This window comes from Streptomyces sp. NPDC044921, from assembly GCF_056432865.1.
This window is the reverse complement of record NZ_JBWKIF010000011.1, coordinates 1-15,012: the sequence shown is the minus strand read 5'-3', so window position 1 is coordinate 15,012 and position 15,012 is coordinate 1. Positions and strand designations below refer to the sequence as shown.

Sequence of the window (15,012 nt, the reverse complement as noted above, 5' to 3'; positions counted from 1 at the left end):
CGCCGCGACTCGGCAAGTACAGGGTGTGAACACTCACCACCACCCTGACACCCACCGACCCCAGCGACGGACGGACTGTCCATGACCGACCCGGCCGGCGGCGACGCCGAGCTCATCGCGGCCTCCCTCGAGGAACCGGAGCGTTTCGCGGCGCTCTTCGACCGTCATGCCCCGGCGATCCACCGGTACGTCGCCCGACGGCTCGGCCGCGACGCGGCCGACGACGTCACCGCCGAGACGTTCCTGACGGCCTTTCGGATACGGGCCCGCTTCGACCCGGCCCGCGCGGGCGTACGGCCCTGGCTGTACGGCATCGCCGCCAAGCAGATCGGCCGGCACCGTCGGCAGGAGGTCCGGGCGCTGAGGCTGCTCTCCCGCACCGGCCGCGACCCGGTCGCCGACAGCTTCACCGACGCCGCCGACGACCGCCTCGCCGCCGAGGCCGCCGCCCGCCCACTGGCCGGGGCGCTGGCCCGTCTGTCCGCGGGCGACCGGCACGTCCTGCTGCTCTTCGCCTGGGCCGACCTCGGCTACCAGGAGATCGCCGAAGCCCTCGGCATTCCCGTCGGCACCGTCCGCTCCCGTCTCAACCGCGCCCGCCGCAAACTGCGCACCGCCACCGGCGCGGCCGACGGCCCCCTCATCGAAACCGGCATCCACGAAGGTGACCCCGCATGAACGAGCTCTCCGACCTGCGCGGCCTGCGCGCCGACGCGCCCCTTCCCGACGCCGACCGGCTCGCCGCGCCGCGGGCCCGGCTCACCGCGGCGCTGCGGCATGGGACCCGCCCCGAGCGCGCCGCCCTGCCCGGACGCCGGACGATCCTGATCGGCGCCGCCACCGCGGGGGCCCTCGCCGTGACCGCCGGGATCGTCGCGACCCTGCCCGAGGGCAGCACCCGCGCCTCCGCGCCCGAGGGCCCCCGGGCGCTGTCGGCGGGTGCCTCCGCCGACGCCCTCGAACTGGCCGCCGCGACCGTCGAGAAGCACGACGGCACCGAACCCGGCCCGAAGCAGTGGGTGTACGAGAAGAGCACCGTCTTCGTCCTGGGCAAGCCGCGAACCAGCGAGGAGTGGACCCGCTGGGACGGCACCGGGCACGCCAATCTGCCCGGCATCCCCCCGGCCGGTGACGTCTCGGACTTCGACCGTGACGAGCTCCAGGTCTGGTACGGCCCCAACCAGGAGGAGCGGTGGAAGAGGGAGGGCTACGACGACCGCTCCCAGCGGCAGTTCTACCGCTTCCTCGCCACCCTGCCCAGCGACCCCGACCGCATGATGAAACGCATCCGCCAGGAGCACGCCATCGGCGACATCAAGGGCGAGACACGCGCACAACGCGACTGGCGGGAGATCAACGTCCTCTACCGGTCGGTGCTGATCCCGCCCAGCGTCCAGGCGGGCCTGTTCCGCGCTCTGGCGAAGATCCCCGGAGCCCGGGTGACGACGGGCGTGAAGGACCCGCTCGGCCGTGCGGCGATCGGCGTGAGCGTGACCTACGCCGAGAGGACGCCGTCGGGCCGGCAGGGCAAGCAGGAGATCTTCTTCGATCCCGAGAGCTACGCCTACCTCGGGAACACGCGCGAGGACGGGGAGATGGTCAGCGCCCGCGCCGCCTGGGGAGTCGTCGACAAGCCCGGCGCCCGCCCGTGAGGCTGCACCGGGAGGGAAGGCGCGTCACCCATTCCGCGTGCGCGAGCGCTGCTCGCCCCGGCGTCGCAGGTACAGCGGCAACGCGTACCAGCACAGCCCGAACCACACCATGACCCCGCCCGCGAGCACCTCGGCGAAGACACCGGGAACGACGAAACGGAGGATGAGCAGCAACGTGCAGCCGATGGTGAGGGCGAGGAGGACCATGCCGCACATCATCAGACGTCCAGCGGTCTCCACCACCTCGTCCTTCATGCGCTGACCGGACAGGAAGCGGTGGATGGAGACGGGGGCGATCAGCGTTCCCGTGGCCGTCGCCCCGAGCACCACGGTGGTGACGTAGATGGCGCGGTCCAGCGTCTCCAGCTCCCTGAACAGCGGGGTGAAGGCCACGCTGAGCAGGAAGCCGAAGAGGATCTGCACGCCCGTCTGGGTGACGCGCGTCTCCTGGAGTATCTCGTTCCAGCGTCGGTTGACGCGTTCCTGGGGACTCTCGCCCTCGTCGGCGACGGTTCTCCTGTCCGGGCCGTCGTGCTGCTCACGGCCCGTGGTGCCCTCGCCTTCCGGTCCGGCGTGCTGCTGCGTCGTCGTCACGGCTTCCCTCCCATGTCAGAGGGTCCGTTTGCCCCGTCGGAGCCGCTTTCATGCTGGCCGAGGGTCCGCGCGGGCTGCGCCGGGCACCCGGCCCGCCCGATGGGAGGAGCCGGTGCGACGACTCCGTCCGTGCTGCGGCTGCCCAAGACGCTCGGGATGCGCCACTTGGGCGCCGCGGGAGGACGCCGACGACGCCGCGACCGAGTCCGCCCGGGTGTCCATGCCGGTGACCTGCGCCGCGAGGGGCGCGCGCGGCTCTGGACAAGGCGCGGCAGCAGGCCGAGTCCCTCGGATTCGGCCTGCTGCTCTGGGACGGCTACCGCCCGCAACGCGCCGTGGACTGCTTCGTGCGCTGGTCCCGGCAGCCGGAGAACGGCCGGACGAAGCCACGGCACTACCCGAACATCGACAGGTCCGCCATGTTCGAGATGGGGTACGTGGCCACCAAGTCGGGTCACAGCCGGGGCAGCACCGTCGACCTGACGCCGTATCACCTGGACAGCGGCGAGCTTGCCTCCATGGGAGGCCGCCACGACCTGATGGATTCCCGTTCCCATCATGGGGCAGCGGGGATAGGACGAGCCGAGGCGCGCAACCGCGCACACCTGCGGTCCCTCATGGAAACCTGCGGTTTCCGCGCGTACGACCGCGAGTGGTGGCACTACATGCTGCTGGACGAGCCCTGCCCGGACACCTACTTCGACTTCCCCCTCCCCTAAGCCGCGCCGGTCGCCCTCCGTTCCCCTGCTCGGCGGTCAGGCCTCGGCGAGGAGGGGGTCGTAGGGAGTGGTGCGGCGGCGCGCGGACATGAAGGACAGGAAGTCGTTGATGAACGCGCTGCGGCTGTAGGTTCCGTCGGCGTCGGGGGTGTCCCGGTGGAACCCGGTCCGGAACAGCGCCCGGTATTCGTCGGCGTCGATGTGCTGGTCGCCGTCCTTGTCGGTCACGTCGAAGAGGACTTCGGCGACCCGGATCAGCGCGGGACCGGCGAGCGAAGGCACGGCGGCGGCGTACTCGTGGGCGCTGACGCGGCCGTCCCCGTCCGTGTCCAGGGCTGCCTGCAGTTCGCGCCACCAGTCGGCGTAGGCGTTGTAGAGCCGGGTCTCCTCGGGTTCATCGAGATCGAGGCGGCTGGACATCTCACGGGCCATGGCGGCGAGGTCGGGCCAGTCCAGACAGCCGTCCCCGGTCTGGTCGAGGACGTCCCTGAAGAACTCCTCCGCGCTGCGCTGGGCCGTGGTGGCCGCGGCGGGTTCGGGTTCCGGGGGGAGGGGAGTGATGAGGCGGATGAGGGCGCCGGCCCGTTTGATCCGATCCCGCAGGGCGGCGACCGTCCTCGCGCGGGGATCGTCGCTGTCGGGGGAGAGCATCACCGTCTCGGCGATCCTGTCGGCCTGGAGCCACCCCTCGGGCAGGAACCGGGCCAGACCGGCCGCCAGGTACGTACCCTGCATCAGGGTCTGGACTCCCGCGATCTCGGGCAGACCGGCTCGCCGCCGGAAGGGCTCCGGAAGGGACGCCACGGTGATCGCTCCGATGACCGGGCCGGCGACGGCCCGGCCGGTCGCCCACAGGGCCGGGAATCCGTTCAGCAGCGGCGGAGCGGGGAGGTGGTCGAAGAGCTTGTAGAGGACGATCCGCATCGCCTCGGTGTTCTCCAGCTCCTCCGCGACCACCCGGTCGTAGTAGGGCCAGAACTCGTCCAGCGTGGGCGGCAGGTGACCGGCGTCGTCCCCCAACACGGCGTGGAAGGCCTGGAATTCGGCGTACAGCTGCTCCATGGTCTTCTGCTCCAGGGGCTGTCCGCCGAGCCGGCACATCGTGACGGTGCTTTCGAACAAGGTCGCCACGACCCAGGCGCGCACCCGCGGGTCCATCGCGTCGTACGGACGATCGCGGGCGTCGGTGCCGCGCAGGCGCGCGTGCATGCGGTTGAGCCGTGTCGCCTCCCGCTGCCGCACCTGGTCGTCGGGGCCGAACATGCGCCGCAGGCTGATGAGGGTGTTGCCCAGGCGCCGCCAGGGATGCACGACGAAGGTGGAGTTCTCGATCAGGGCGGCGCCGATCTGCGGGTGCGCGGCCTCGAGCACGGTGGCCCGGATCATGGCTAAGGCCCAGCGTGGGTCGTTGAAGAACGTGTGGAACTGTGATCCGGGGCCGAACAGGGGCACACCGGCCGCGTGGGGATCCCCGGTTCGGGGGTCCTGCGTGCCCGGGTCGGCGGTGGGGGAGTGAGGGCTGTCCGCGGTGGTCACGGTCGGGATTCTCCGTTCTGGTTGGGCAGTACGCCGCCGAAGCGGCGCGAGCGCTGCGTGTAGGCGTCGAGGCACTCGAGGAAGTCCGGTGCGCGGAAGTCGGGCCACAGCGCCGAAGGGAAGATCCACTCGGCGTAGGCGACCTGCCAGAGCATGAAGTTGGAGATGCGCTGTTCACCGGAGGTGCGGATGACCAGGTCCACATCGGGGGTGTCGGGAAAGGGGAGATGAGCGGCGAAGCTGTCCTCGGTCACGGACTCGGCCGGCACGCCGCTGCGGATCAGTGACCGTGCGGCCTCGACGATGTCCCTGCGCCCGCCGTGGTCGAAGGCGACGGTCAGCGTCATCCGCCGGTTGTCACCGGTCAGCGTCATCAGGTCGGCGATGTCCCGTCCCAGCGCGGGAGGGATGCGGGGGTCGGTCATGCCGAGGAACCGGCAGCGGATGCCCCGCGCGTGCAGCAGCGGGGCGTGTTTGCGCACCACCCGGCGCACCAGGTGCATCAGGAAGGCGATCTCGGTGTCCGGGCGACGCCAGTTCTCCGTGGAGAACGCGAACAGGCTCAGCCAGCCCACCCCGGCCGCACGTGCTGCTTCGATGACGTCGATCACCGTGGTCTCCGCCGCACGGTGCCCCGCTGTGCGCGGGAGTGAGCGCTGTGCCGCCCACCGGCCGTTGCCGTCCATGACACACGCGACGTGCCGTGGCACCTCGCGCGGTCCCGGCCGGGGCGCCCCCTCAGTGGCAAGGGGAGAGGCAGGCCCGTCGCCCACGCGCCACTCTTCTGTCATGCCCCGCCCCCTCGGCCGCCTCAACGGAGGCCGTCCCGCGGCGCCGGAGGACACCCTCCAGTGGCGCCGGCACCGTCTCACGATCACCGGCAGCCAGCCTGACAGCGTCCACCGCCGCGCAGTCCGCACATCGCGCGGATTCACGCTTGGTGCACATGTGCGAACCGGGGTCGGTGCGAGTCGACCTCACGAGGCCGGCCACGACGGGACCTCGTGAGCACACCGGCCAGGCCAGGATCGCCAAAACCATGGCCAGAGGTCATGGGGCAGCACGTAGGGTGCGCAGCATGACGCTGCAACTTGTTCAGGTGAATTTCAAGGCCCGGGACGACGCGGCGCTCGGCCGGTTCTGGGCGGACGTGCTCGGCTGGGACGTCTCCAGTGAAGGCCCCGGCGTGACCAACCTGGAGCCTGTGGGTTTCGACTGGCCGGACCCGTCCGCCGTCTGCGTCGATCTCGTCCGCGTACCCGATCCGGAGACGGTGAGGTACCGCGTGCACCTGGAACTGGCCACGACCTCCGACGCCCACCGGGCGGAGTTGGCCGCCCGCCTGGAAAGCCTCGGCGCGACGCCGGTCGACGTCGGCCAGGGCGACGTACCGTCCTCGCTGTGGGCCGATCCGGAGGGCAACGTGTTCGGCGTTCCGGAGCCCCGACAGCTCTACCGGGACACCGGGCCCATCGCCGCCGTGGTCGTCGACTGCGCCGACCCGCGGACGATGGTGCGGTTCTGGGGCGAGGCGATCGACTGGACCGTCCTCGAACTGACCGGCGACCGCGCCCTGTTGCGCTCGGCCGAGGGCGTCGGGCCGTACCTGGAGTTCCGCCGCACGCCGGAGGACGAGGTCGTCAGGAGCCGCGTCCATCTCGACGTCAGGCCCGACCCGGTCGAGGACCAGGCCAAGGAGGTCGCCCGGCTCGAAGGTCTCGGCGCGCGGCGGGCCGACGTGGGCCAGGGCGACGTCCCCTGGATCGTCCTGACCGACCCGGAGGGCAACGAGTTCTGCGTCCTCGGCCGGCGCTGACGAGCGGCTCCGCCGGCGTCGGCGAGGCGGTGCCGCCGTGCGCGTCGCCTCGCCGACCGTCCGGCCTCCCACCCCTCGGACCGGACGACGTGCGGGGGAGGCGCACCCGGCGGTTTCGCCCGGCTGGGACGGACTTCGGGCCGGCGGCGGTGACGCAGAACCGGATGGCGCCTGACAGGGGAGGGCTGATGAGCGGGAGCGATCCGCATGTGCACGTCGGGTCGAAGGTGGTGACCGAGGACGCCGCTGTGCGGGGCATCCTGGCGTCCACCTTCGGTCTGGTGGGAGACCTGCCGAGCCTGGTCACCACGGGGTGCGGCCTGCGGGTGCCCCGTGCGATGACCTCTTCGCGGCCGGACCGCGTCACCTGCCTGGCCTGCCGTGAGCACGCGCGACGCGAGCACCTGCGCTTCGCGGAGCAGGTGGAGCGCTTGAGCCGCTTGCCGGGGTCGACCGTCAGCCCCGCGCAGGGGAAACTGGCCGCGGACAGGCATCGCGAGCTCGCGCAGAGGTTCTCCACCGCGGGCGGCTGAGTCCGCACGTCGCCCACGGGGCGCGTCTCAGACCGCTGTCGTCGCTCCCGCGTCCTCGAGCCCGTGCCGGCGCCCGTGTCCGTGCTCGTGTTCGCCGTCGAGATCGCAGACGTCTCCGGTGTCCCACGCGGGGAAGGGGTCGTCGGCCGGATCCTGTTCGCCCTCGGTCATCAGGCAGGCCGCCAATGCGGCACGCAGCTCGGACTCCCGCAGGCCGACGCCGATGAACACCAGCTCCTGGGCGTGGGGCGCGTCGGCGTCCCGGACCCCGGACGGTTCGAAGCGGGCGACGGATCCGGCCTGTGACCACAGGCCGGTCACGCTCTCACGGCCGGCCAGGGTGAAGAAGCCCTTGGAGCGCAGGACTTGACCATGGGTTCCGCTGTCCAGGGCGCCGGTGACGAAGTCCCACAGCCGGCCCGGGTGGAACGGCTCGGCGGCCCGGAAGACCAGGGAGGAAATGCCGTACTCCTCGGTCTCCGGAACGTGGTCGCCGTTGAGTTCCTTGACCCATCCCGGTGCCTGCTGCGCGCGCTCCAGGTCGAACCGTCCGGTCTGCAGGACATCGCGCAGGCCGACCCGGCCGTGCACCGCGGGAATCAGACGGGCCGTCGGATTCAGCCGGGCCAGCACACCGCGCACCCGGTCGGCGTCGGCTTCGCCGACCAGGTCCAGCTTGTTCAGGACCAGCACGTCGGCGAACTCGACCTGGTCGATCAGCAGGTCGCTCACGGTGCGTTCGTCGTCCTCGTAAGGGGCCAGACCCCGTTCGGCCAGGTCGTCGCCGGTGCCCAGCTCGTTCAGGAAGTTGGCGGCGTCGACGACGGTGACCATGGTGTCGAGCCGGGCCACCTCATCCAGGGCGGCGCCGTCGTCGCGGGCGAAGGCGAAGGTCGCGGCCACGGGCATCGGCTCGGAGATACCGCTGGACTCGATCAGCAGGTAGTCGAAGCGACCGTCCCTGGCGAGCCGGTCGACCTCCTCCAGCAGGTCGTCCCGCAGGGTGCAGCAGATGCAGCCGTTGGTCATCTCCACCAGCCGCTCCTCGGTGCGGGAGAGGGCCGCCTCGCCGCCCCGCACGAGGGCGGCGTCGATGTTGATCTCGCTCATGTCGTTGACGATCACCGCCACGCGCAGGCCCTCGCGGTTGGTGAGGACGTGGTTGAGGAGAGTCGTCTTTCCGGCGCCGAGAAAGCCGGACAGCACGGTGACGGGGAGACGCCGCGGGGCCATCGCCGTCAGCCCTCCTCGCCCGGCAGCGGCACCGCGTTCGGTGTGCTCGCCCCGCATCGGGCCCGGCGGCGGGCGTCGTTGCTGCGGGATGTGTTGCCCTGGGGAACGGCCACGGGAAGAACCTCTCGGTCTGGCTGGGACGATGGCGTGACGGCCTCGCCGGTGTGCACGGCGACCCGCCTGGGGGAGCCTGGACAGCATACGACAATGATTTTCATCATCAGCAAGAGGGGCGGGTGCGATGTGTCCGGCTCAGGTCCGCCGGGCGGCCCAGACGGTGCGCCGGGTGCGTACGCTCAGATCGTCGCGGTCCAGGATGCTGTGCGGGCCGTCGGTGTCCAGGAGCCGGTCGAGCGCGGTCAGGTCCTCGGGGGAGAGCTCCGCGGCGACCGCGGTGCGGACGCGCCGCAGGACGCCGAGGGCGTAGCGGCCGACCGCTTCGCCGCCGGAGCCACGGATGTCGACGCCGACGGTGCGCTCGTCCTCGACGGTGAGGCCGGCCGCGGCCAGCATCGGGCCCCAGTCGGCACCGCGGTGGGGCAGGTGCCGGCCTTGGAGGCGATCGGCTGCGGCATGGGCGCGCTCCTCCAGGCCGGGCCGGTCCTCGGGGGCGTCTTCGGGCAGGAAGCGGGGGTGGCCGGCCAGTTCGACGACGGCGAACAGGCCGCCCGGCGCCAGGGACTCGCGAACGGTGCGCAGGGCGCGGCCCGGGTCGGCCATGTGGTGCATCGAGGCGGACGCCCAGACGAGGTCCGGACAGCCGAGGTCGGGCCAGTCGGCCTCGTCGAGGTCGGCCTGCACGCTGTGCACGCGTTCCCGCAGGCCGCGGGCGCACGCCTTCGCGTGCAGGCGCCGTAGGTGTTCGGCGGACGCGTCGACGGCGGTGACGTGTGCCTCGGGGAAGCGGTCGAGGAGGGCGAAGGTGCCCGCGCCCGTGCCGCACCCCAGATCCACGATGTGACGTGGGGTGGTGCGCACGGGCAGCCACGCCGTGATGGCTGCCGTGTGTTCGGCGAGGACCTCGGCGTCCAGGTCGAGGATCTCCGCCTGGCCGTTCCCGTCGTGTGCCGCGCCGGGCGCGTGCGAGGTGTGGCGGTGGGGGGTGTGCGTGTGGATGGTGTCCGTGTGCCTGTGGGTGGTGTCCATGTCCCATGACCCTAGGGCGGTTATGCGCCTACGGCATGCGGCCTCCCGGTTTCCGCAAGGCGATGGTCGGAGGGGTTGCCCGCCGCGCAAGATGTGCGCGGTGGACAGCCCGTGGCCGGACCTGCGCCGTCACTCGGGCGTGCCGGGTGTGCCGGGTGTGTCGCGCCCGTCGCGCTGGTGGCCGCGGCGCGCGTCGCGGTCGAAGATGCCCAGGATCTCGCAGGGCCCGCCCGCGGTGCCGATCGCGTGCGGCATCATCGTCGGGAACTCGGCCGCCTGGTTGGTCTCGAGGCGGAAGCGACGGTGGCCGAGCATGAGGATCGCCGTGCCGGACAGGACGACGAGCCATTCGCGCCCCGGGTGGGCCCGCATGCGCGCAGGATTCTCGGGCGGCGGTTCGGTCATGCGCTGGCGCACCACGCTCATGCCGGGGTCGGCCTTGACGGGCCACCGCATCTGGCCGTGGGCGCTGTCGATCGTCGGACTGATCACCACGTCGTCGGTGTCGGTCTCCACGAGCTGATCCAGCGAGGTGTCCAGAGCGCGCGCGAGCGTGACCAACTGGTCGAGGGCCAGGCGGCGCTGGCCGTTCTCGATGCGGCTCAGTGACGACTGGCTGAGGTGGGCCCGGCCGGCCAGTTCTTCCAGCGACCACCCCTGAGCCACCCGCAGAGCACGGATGCGTTTGCGCACGAGGCTGTCCAGCTCCCCACGTTCTTGCGTCATGCGCAACATCGTATGCCGTCGGTGCAAGCCGGGCTTAGCGTCGTTCGCAGACCGGCGGGCGTGCCCTTCCGCCTCCCGGCGTCTGCCTCGGGCCCCGGATCCGACCGCCCCGGCCCGGACCCGACTGCCCCCGGCGCTGCCCGCGACGCCCGGGTGTCCCGTCCCGCCCACTCCTGGTCCACCCCCGCGCCGGGCGCCCGAGCGCGCCGGGTGCCGACCCGACACGTCCCTTCGAGAGGAAACCATGAGTACGAACCACACGAACCGGCCCACCCGGGTCGAGCGAGCCGACGGCGGAAGCGTCCCGGACGCACGGCAGCTTCGTACGATCCTGATCGCCGTCTCCCTGGCCCTCATGGCGGTCATCGCCTCCGTCAGCGGGCTGAACGTCGCGCAGACCCACATGGCCGTCGACTTCGGCGCCTCCCAGGGCACGGTCCTGTGGATCATCAACATCTACACCCTCGCCCTGGCCGCGCTGCTGCTGCCGCTCGGCGCCGTCGGCGACCGACTGGGCCGCAAGCCCACGCTCATCGCCGGGCTGGGGGTCTTCGGGGTGGCCACCGTCGTCGCGGGCCTCGCCCCGACGGCGGAGGTGATGCTCGCCTCACGCGTGGCCACCGGCGTCGGCGCCGCGATGATCATGCCGATCACGCTCGCCGTCATCACCTCCACCTTCCCCGAGGAGCAACGCGGCAAGGCGATCGGTGTGTGGACCGGCGTCGCGGGAGGCGGCGGCATCCTGGGCATGTTCCTCTCCGCGCTCCTCGTCGACGTCGCCGACTGGCGCTGGCTGTTCGTCCTGCCGTTCGTCCTCGTCCTCGTGGCCCTGGCGATGACGGTGAAGTCGGTGCCCAACTCCCGCGAGACGCCGGCACACCGCTTCGACACCCTCGGCGCGCTCGTCTCCACGATCGCCGTGGTCGGTCTCATCTTCGTGCTCCAGGAAGGCCCCGAACGCGGCTGGACCGCCCCCGAGACGCTGGTCAGCCTCACCGTCGGCCTCTTCGCCACCGTCGGTTTCGGGGTCTGGGAACTGCACCGCCGCGACGCCGCGCTGCTGGACGTGCGCCTGTTCCGTCAGCGCGCGCTGGCGGGCGGCTCGGTCACGCTCCTGGTGGTCTTCGGAGTCCAGGCGGGCGTCGGCGTGGTCCTCTTTCCGTTCTTCCAAGCCGTACTCGGCTGGTCGGGTCTGCTGTCCACGCTGGCGATGATGCCCATGGCCGTCATGATGATGGCGGCCTCCGGCCTGGCCCCGAGGCTCGCCGCACGTCACGGTGCTCGCTCGACGATGCTGGTCGGCACCGCGACGGCGGCCCTCGGTATGGCGTGCCTGGCCCTGTTCGTCTCCGTCGACGGCGGCTACCCGTCCCTGCTGCCCGGTCTGCTCGCCATGGGCCTCGGCATGGGACTGTCGATGACCCCGTCCACGCAGGCCATCACCGCCTCACTGCCCCGGGCGAAGCAGGGCGTCGCCTCCGCACTCAACGACGTCACCCGCGAACTCGGCACCGCACTCGGCGTCGCCCTGCTCGGCGCGCTCGTGTCCGCCGGCTACCGCAGCGCCGTCGACGAGAGGCTGCACGGCATCCCCCAGGAGGCCGCGGACACCGCCCGCGAAGGCGTCGCCAACGCCGTCGAGGCGGCGGGCAGCACCGGTCCGCACGCCCCCGACGTGCTCCACGCGGCCCGGGAGTCCTTCGTCGACGGCTGGCAGCAGGCCATGTGGGCGGGCGTCGCCGTCATGGGCGTCCTGCTCGTCTACATCGCCTTCCGCGGCCCCGCGGACCCGCCCCGTGGGGCCGCGGACGAGACGGAGGCCGCCAAGGCCGTGGCGCCCCGCTGACCCAACGGCCGGGTGCACCGTCGACCCGTTGGCGGGAGGGGGCAGCGGTCCGACTGGTCCCCGGCCGGACCGCTGCCCCCTCCCGTCCTCGTGGTCCACTGCCGGTCATGCCGCCGGTCATGCCGCTGCTGCTGGTGGACCGTGGCCACGGCACCGGCGGACCGGTACGCCGGCGTCGTGCCGGTCCGCCACGATCCGGCACCTTCTCGACCACCACGGCGCCGGCCGGATGGTCCCGGCGGATCCGTGGCGAGCCGGTCAGCCACTGCACAGGCGCGTACTGCCTCCGCAGAGCGGCGCGTTGGCGTCCGTAGCCCTTCAGCGCGGTCTCCACGGCCACCGCCGGGTCGTTGAGGTCCTGTGGCACCGGTACCCGCAGCAGCAGGTGCTGCTTGCGGAGGACCGCGCTGGAGGTCCGGGCGCGCAGCGTTCCGTCGGAGCTCCACGCGTACAAAAGCGGTGAACGGGCTGTCCCCGTACCGGTCCAGGCCCTCCAGCCGGCCGTGCAGCCGCCCGCGGTCGTCGACGAGGGCGAAGCTGAATTCCTGGCCCAGGGTGGGGGGAGTGCGACGAGACCGACGAACCAGGGCTGGACGGACTGGTGCTGTGTGCGCTTCAGCGCCTTGAGGGGGCCGGCCTGGTGAGCATCACCACGGGGGATGACGGCTGGTCGCGGCTCACCGTCCCCGAGACTCTGCACGAACGCCTGATGTCGCGCTGGTCGGCGGAGGAGGCCGGGAGGTGGCACGACCGACTCCTCGACAATGCCCGCGCGCTGGTGCGTCCCGGTGACGGATGGTGGAACCTCCCCGCCGACGCAGGGTACTGGTGGCGGCACCTGGTGTGGCACCTGCGGCACAGCGACCCCGACGCCGCCGCCAGCCTGGTGGCGCAGCCGCGCTGGCAGGCCGCCCGGATCCGGCGTCTCGAAGTACGGGGGCTGCTGTCGGACCTGCACTTGGTCGATTCCGAGGAATCCCGGGCCGTCGCTTCGACCATCAGCACGGTCCTCGGCCGGCAGGCGCCCGGAGACGTTCCCGACGGGCGAGAGCGGACACGGAGACTGCTGCGGGCCCTCGGCCTGACCGCCCCGGCGCCGCCCGTGCCCTGGCCGAGGTCGGCGGTCCGCGCGGTTTTGCGCGTGCCGCCCCACACGCGCGACTTCGCCCTGTCACCGGACGGCGCCTGGCTGGTGGCCGCCGGCAGAGACGGACTCATCCGCGTCTACGACCTGGCGACCCGGACCGTGTGCCGGGTGATCCACAGCCCGTACGACCAGGTGAGCCACTGCGCCGTCGCTCCGGACGGCAGCTTCTTCGTGGCCGGAGCGGTCGGCCAGGAGGTACGGGCCTGGGACGCGGCCAGCGGGGAGGAGAGGCGTTCCTTCCGCATGGGCGAGGTGTGGAACACCGTCCAGAGCGAGAACGGCGCCTGGATCTTCTACGACATGAGAACCGGTGCCCTCGGGAACGTGCTCACCGGCCGGCGTGGACTGACGGCTCCCCCGACGACGCTCCTGACTCAGATGGCACTGAGCGCCGACGGCGAAACCCTCGCCATGGCCAACCCCAGGGGTGAAGTGTCCCTATGGAACCCGGATTCCGGCGAGCGACGTGCCCAACTGCCCGAGCAGCCGCACGAAACCCACCGGGCACAGATACGGTCCACCCAGGACGGGGCGCTGCTGAGCACCCTCGACGTCCACACCAACACCATCCTCGACTGCCGCCTTTCGCCGGACGCGAAGCATCTGATGACCCTGGACAACGGCGCCCTGCTCCTGGTGTGGGACACCACCGCCCTCGTTCCCTGAGAGGCCGCCGGTCTCAGGCTGTCAGTGATGTCCTTCCCGTGACGATGAGTTCCGGTTGGAGCAGCCTGATCGCCCGCGAGGTGCCGCGGACCCCGGGCCCGGTGTTCACGCAGCTGCTTGCCCCGGCGCAGACGTCCCGGCCGGCAGTGGGTGTCGGGTACTGGGGGAAATGGGTGCTTGGCCCGGTGGTGAGCCGCCGGGCTGTCTGTGACAGTGGGAGGGAACCCAAGGCGCCTGGTTCGCGGTGGCCCCGCGTCACGACGGACAGCTCGGTGGGGAACTCCTGGAAGGAGGGCGAGGCGATGTCGTGGTTGTTCTGGCTGCTCGCCGCCGCGGCGCTGGGGGTCGCGGAGTTCTTCACGCTGACCTTGGTTTTCGGGCTGCTGGCGGGCGCCGCCGTGGTGGCCGCGGTGGTCGCGGGCCTGGGTGTCGGCGTACTCGGTCAGCTCGTGGCACTGGCAGCGGCGGCGGCCGTGGGGCTCGCACACGAGCCGGGTTCCAGAACTGGACGCGGGTTCGGCGGTCTCCCTCGACGCCGCGGCGGCCGCCGACGAGGCCGGGAAACAGGCCGCCGCCGCGGTGAGCGACGCCAAGGCGGAGGCCGAAGCCGCGAAGTCATCGCAGGTGCCGCGCCGGGGACAGGTGTCCGGTGACTGAGTCCTTGCCCGGACGGGCAGCACGCCGCCGGTCCGCGGGCCGTGCCCCTGGCTCGCGAACGGCCGCCGCGAAAGCCTGGCGGCCCAGTGCGGGCGTGGAACTCGGTCGGATGTGCCCAACGGGCCGTTTCAACCACCAAAGCGAGCAATGATGATGCATGGTCCCGCACTCTCCCGTCCCGTTGTCGTCGCCGTCGACCAGGGCCCGGGTCACGAGGACCTGGTCCGGTTCGCAGCCCGGGAAGCGGCATTGCGCGGACGCCCGCTGCACATCGTCCACGTCCTCGAACTGCCGCTGCCCGGAGGCTCACCGACCGACGACGTGGAAGCCCGCGCGGCCCACGAGGCGGGGAACAGCCTGGTGGAGCACCACGCCCGTGCGGCCCGGGACGAAGTGCCCGAACTGGCCGTGACGGCTGAGCATCTCACCGGGGAACCGTCAGACGTGCTCATAGCGTGCTCGGCCCGGGCGGAAGTGATCCTCACGGGCCATCGTGGCCAGGGCGGCCTGCCCCGGCTGCCGCTCGGGGGGACCAGCTGGCACGTGGCCACTCATGCCGGCTGTCCAGTCCTCGTCGTGCGGCACCCCGAAGCCACGGAGCCGAGGGACAGCTGTGTCGGGGGGGGGGGGGGGCCCCCCCCCCCCCCCCCGCACCACCGTGTGGGGCCGGGGGGGCCGGGCGGCCCCCAGCCGGGGGGGGGGCCGGGGGGGGGGGGCACCCCCCCCCCCCCCCCCGCCCCA

At 72.1% G+C, this 15,012-nt stretch carries 13 protein-coding genes and 3 pseudogenes; 10 read left to right on the top strand and 6 right to left on the bottom strand.

Annotated elements, in window-relative coordinates; all coding sequences use genetic code 11:
* The first annotated feature begins 81 nt into the window (after positions 1 to 81).
* Positions 82 to 678: an RNA polymerase sigma factor gene (locus AC07DA_RS18605; RefSeq protein ID WP_479129236.1), complete on the top strand. Its 597-nt coding sequence runs from the start codon at positions 82 to 84 to the stop codon at positions 676 to 678.
* Entirely contained in the window at positions 675 to 1,652 is a 978-nt protein-coding gene (locus AC07DA_RS18600; RefSeq protein ID WP_479129235.1) for a CU044_5270 family protein, read from the top strand. Before AC07DA_RS18605 ends, AC07DA_RS18600 begins: the two co-directional genes overlap by 4 nt.
* Before the next feature lie 24 nt (positions 1,653 to 1,676).
* On the opposite strand, the gene AC07DA_RS18595 is transcribed toward AC07DA_RS18600, so the two are convergent.
* A complete protein-coding gene (locus AC07DA_RS18595) occupies positions 1,677 to 2,246 on the bottom strand; it encodes a DUF6328 family protein (protein WP_479129234.1) in 570 nt (189 codons plus the stop codon).
* Between the two features lie 254 nt (positions 2,247 to 2,500).
* Here AC07DA_RS18595 and AC07DA_RS18590 point away from each other — a divergent pair.
* Positions 2,501 to 2,965: pseudogene (locus AC07DA_RS18590) on the top strand (M15 family metallopeptidase); the annotation flags it as partial.
* Between the two features lie 36 nt (positions 2,966 to 3,001).
* Here the strand turns inward: AC07DA_RS18590 and AC07DA_RS18585 are convergent.
* Positions 3,002 to 4,417, bottom strand: coding sequence for an oxygenase MpaB family protein (locus tag AC07DA_RS18585; RefSeq protein WP_479129449.1), 1,416 nt, complete (start codon positions 4,415 to 4,417; stop codon positions 3,002 to 3,004).
* Between the two features lie 80 nt (positions 4,418 to 4,497).
* Positions 4,498 to 5,187 (bottom strand): polyprenyl diphosphate synthase, encoded by a 690-nt coding sequence (gene uppS, locus AC07DA_RS18580; protein ID WP_479129448.1) that lies wholly within the window; start codon positions 5,185 to 5,187, stop codon positions 4,498 to 4,500.
* A gap of 392 nt (positions 5,188 to 5,579) precedes the next feature.
* Here uppS and AC07DA_RS18575 point away from each other — a divergent pair, with 392 nt between their 5' ends.
* Positions 5,580 to 6,317 carry a VOC family protein gene (locus tag AC07DA_RS18575; protein ID WP_479129233.1) on the top strand — a complete coding sequence of 246 codons (738 nt, stop codon included), beginning with the start codon at positions 5,580 to 5,582 and terminating at the stop codon, positions 6,315 to 6,317.
* A gap of 188 nt (positions 6,318 to 6,505) precedes the next feature.
* Positions 6,506 to 6,850, top strand: a complete 345-nt coding sequence (locus tag AC07DA_RS18570; RefSeq protein WP_479129232.1) for a hypothetical protein — start codon at positions 6,506 to 6,508, stop codon at positions 6,848 to 6,850.
* 27 nt (positions 6,851 to 6,877) lie between these two features.
* Here the strand turns inward: AC07DA_RS18570 and AC07DA_RS18565 are convergent, their stop codons facing one another.
* The 3 genes from AC07DA_RS18565 to AC07DA_RS18555 all read right to left on the bottom strand — a co-directional run bounded on the left by AC07DA_RS18565 (position 6,878) and on the right by AC07DA_RS18555 (position 9,955).
* The gene (locus AC07DA_RS18565; RefSeq protein ID WP_479129231.1) at positions 6,878 to 8,083 is read right to left on the bottom strand and encodes a GTP-binding protein; all 1,206 of its coding nucleotides are present in this window, start codon (positions 8,081 to 8,083) and stop codon (positions 6,878 to 6,880) included.
* Between the two features lie 252 nt (positions 8,084 to 8,335).
* Positions 8,336 to 9,229 carry a class I SAM-dependent methyltransferase gene (locus AC07DA_RS18560; protein ID WP_479129230.1) on the bottom strand — a complete coding sequence of 298 codons (894 nt, stop codon included), beginning with the start codon at positions 9,227 to 9,229 and terminating at the stop codon, positions 8,336 to 8,338.
* 129 nt (positions 9,230 to 9,358) lie between these two features.
* Positions 9,359 to 9,955, bottom strand: a complete 597-nt coding sequence (locus tag AC07DA_RS18555; protein WP_479129229.1) for a helix-turn-helix domain-containing protein — start codon at positions 9,953 to 9,955, stop codon at positions 9,359 to 9,361.
* 244 nt (positions 9,956 to 10,199) lie between these two features.
* Here AC07DA_RS18555 and AC07DA_RS18550 point away from each other — a divergent pair, with 244 nt between their 5' ends.
* The 5 genes and pseudogenes from AC07DA_RS18550 to AC07DA_RS18530 form a co-directional block, all read left to right on the top strand.
* Positions 10,200 to 11,801, top strand: a complete 1,602-nt coding sequence (locus tag AC07DA_RS18550; protein ID WP_479129228.1) for an MFS transporter — start codon at positions 10,200 to 10,202, stop codon at positions 11,799 to 11,801.
* A gap of 640 nt (positions 11,802 to 12,441) precedes the next feature.
* Positions 12,442 to 13,614 carry a WD40 repeat domain-containing protein gene (locus AC07DA_RS18545; RefSeq protein WP_479129227.1) on the top strand — a complete coding sequence of 391 codons (1,173 nt, stop codon included), beginning with the start codon at positions 12,442 to 12,444 and terminating at the stop codon, positions 13,612 to 13,614.
* A 302-nt stretch (positions 13,615 to 13,916) separates the two neighbouring features.
* A pseudogene (locus AC07DA_RS18540) lies at positions 13,917 to 14,099 on the top strand (NfeD family protein); the annotation flags it as partial.
* Positions 14,098 to 14,271: pseudogene (locus tag AC07DA_RS18535) on the top strand (SPFH domain-containing protein); the annotation flags it as partial. The pseudogenes AC07DA_RS18540 and AC07DA_RS18535, both read left to right, overlap by 2 nt.
* Before the next feature lie 147 nt (positions 14,272 to 14,418).
* Positions 14,419 to 15,012, top strand: a 594-nt coding sequence (locus AC07DA_RS18530; protein WP_479129226.1) for a universal stress protein, incomplete at its 3' end; no start/stop codon positions are given.

Bases quoted from the DNA above. Each gene is read 5' to 3' on its own strand.
- uppS (WP_479129448.1), bottom strand. From the start codon at position 5,187: ATGGACGGCAACGGCCGGTGGGCGGCACAGCGCTCACTCCCGCGCACA.
- AC07DA_RS18555 (WP_479129229.1), bottom strand. From the start codon at position 9,955: ATGACGCAAGAACGTGGGGAGCTGGACAGCCTCGTGCGCAAACGCATC.
- AC07DA_RS18575 (WP_479129233.1), top strand. From the start codon at position 5,580: ATGACGCTGCAACTTGTTCAGGTGAATTTCAAGGCCCGGGACGACGCG.
- AC07DA_RS18550 (WP_479129228.1), top strand. From the start codon at position 10,200: ATGAGTACGAACCACACGAACCGGCCCACCCGGGTCGAGCGAGCCGAC.
- AC07DA_RS18565 (WP_479129231.1), bottom strand. From the start codon at position 8,083: ATGGCCCCGCGGCGTCTCCCCGTCACCGTGCTGTCCGGCTTTCTCGGC.
- AC07DA_RS18570 (WP_479129232.1), top strand. From the start codon at position 6,506: ATGAGCGGGAGCGATCCGCATGTGCACGTCGGGTCGAAGGTGGTGACC.
- AC07DA_RS18600 (WP_479129235.1), top strand. From the start codon at position 675: ATGAACGAGCTCTCCGACCTGCGCGGCCTGCGCGCCGACGCGCCCCTT.
- AC07DA_RS18560 (WP_479129230.1), bottom strand. From the start codon at position 9,229: ATGGACACCACCCACAGGCACACGGACACCATCCACACGCACACCCCC.
- AC07DA_RS18605 (WP_479129236.1), top strand. From the start codon at position 82: ATGACCGACCCGGCCGGCGGCGACGCCGAGCTCATCGCGGCCTCCCTC.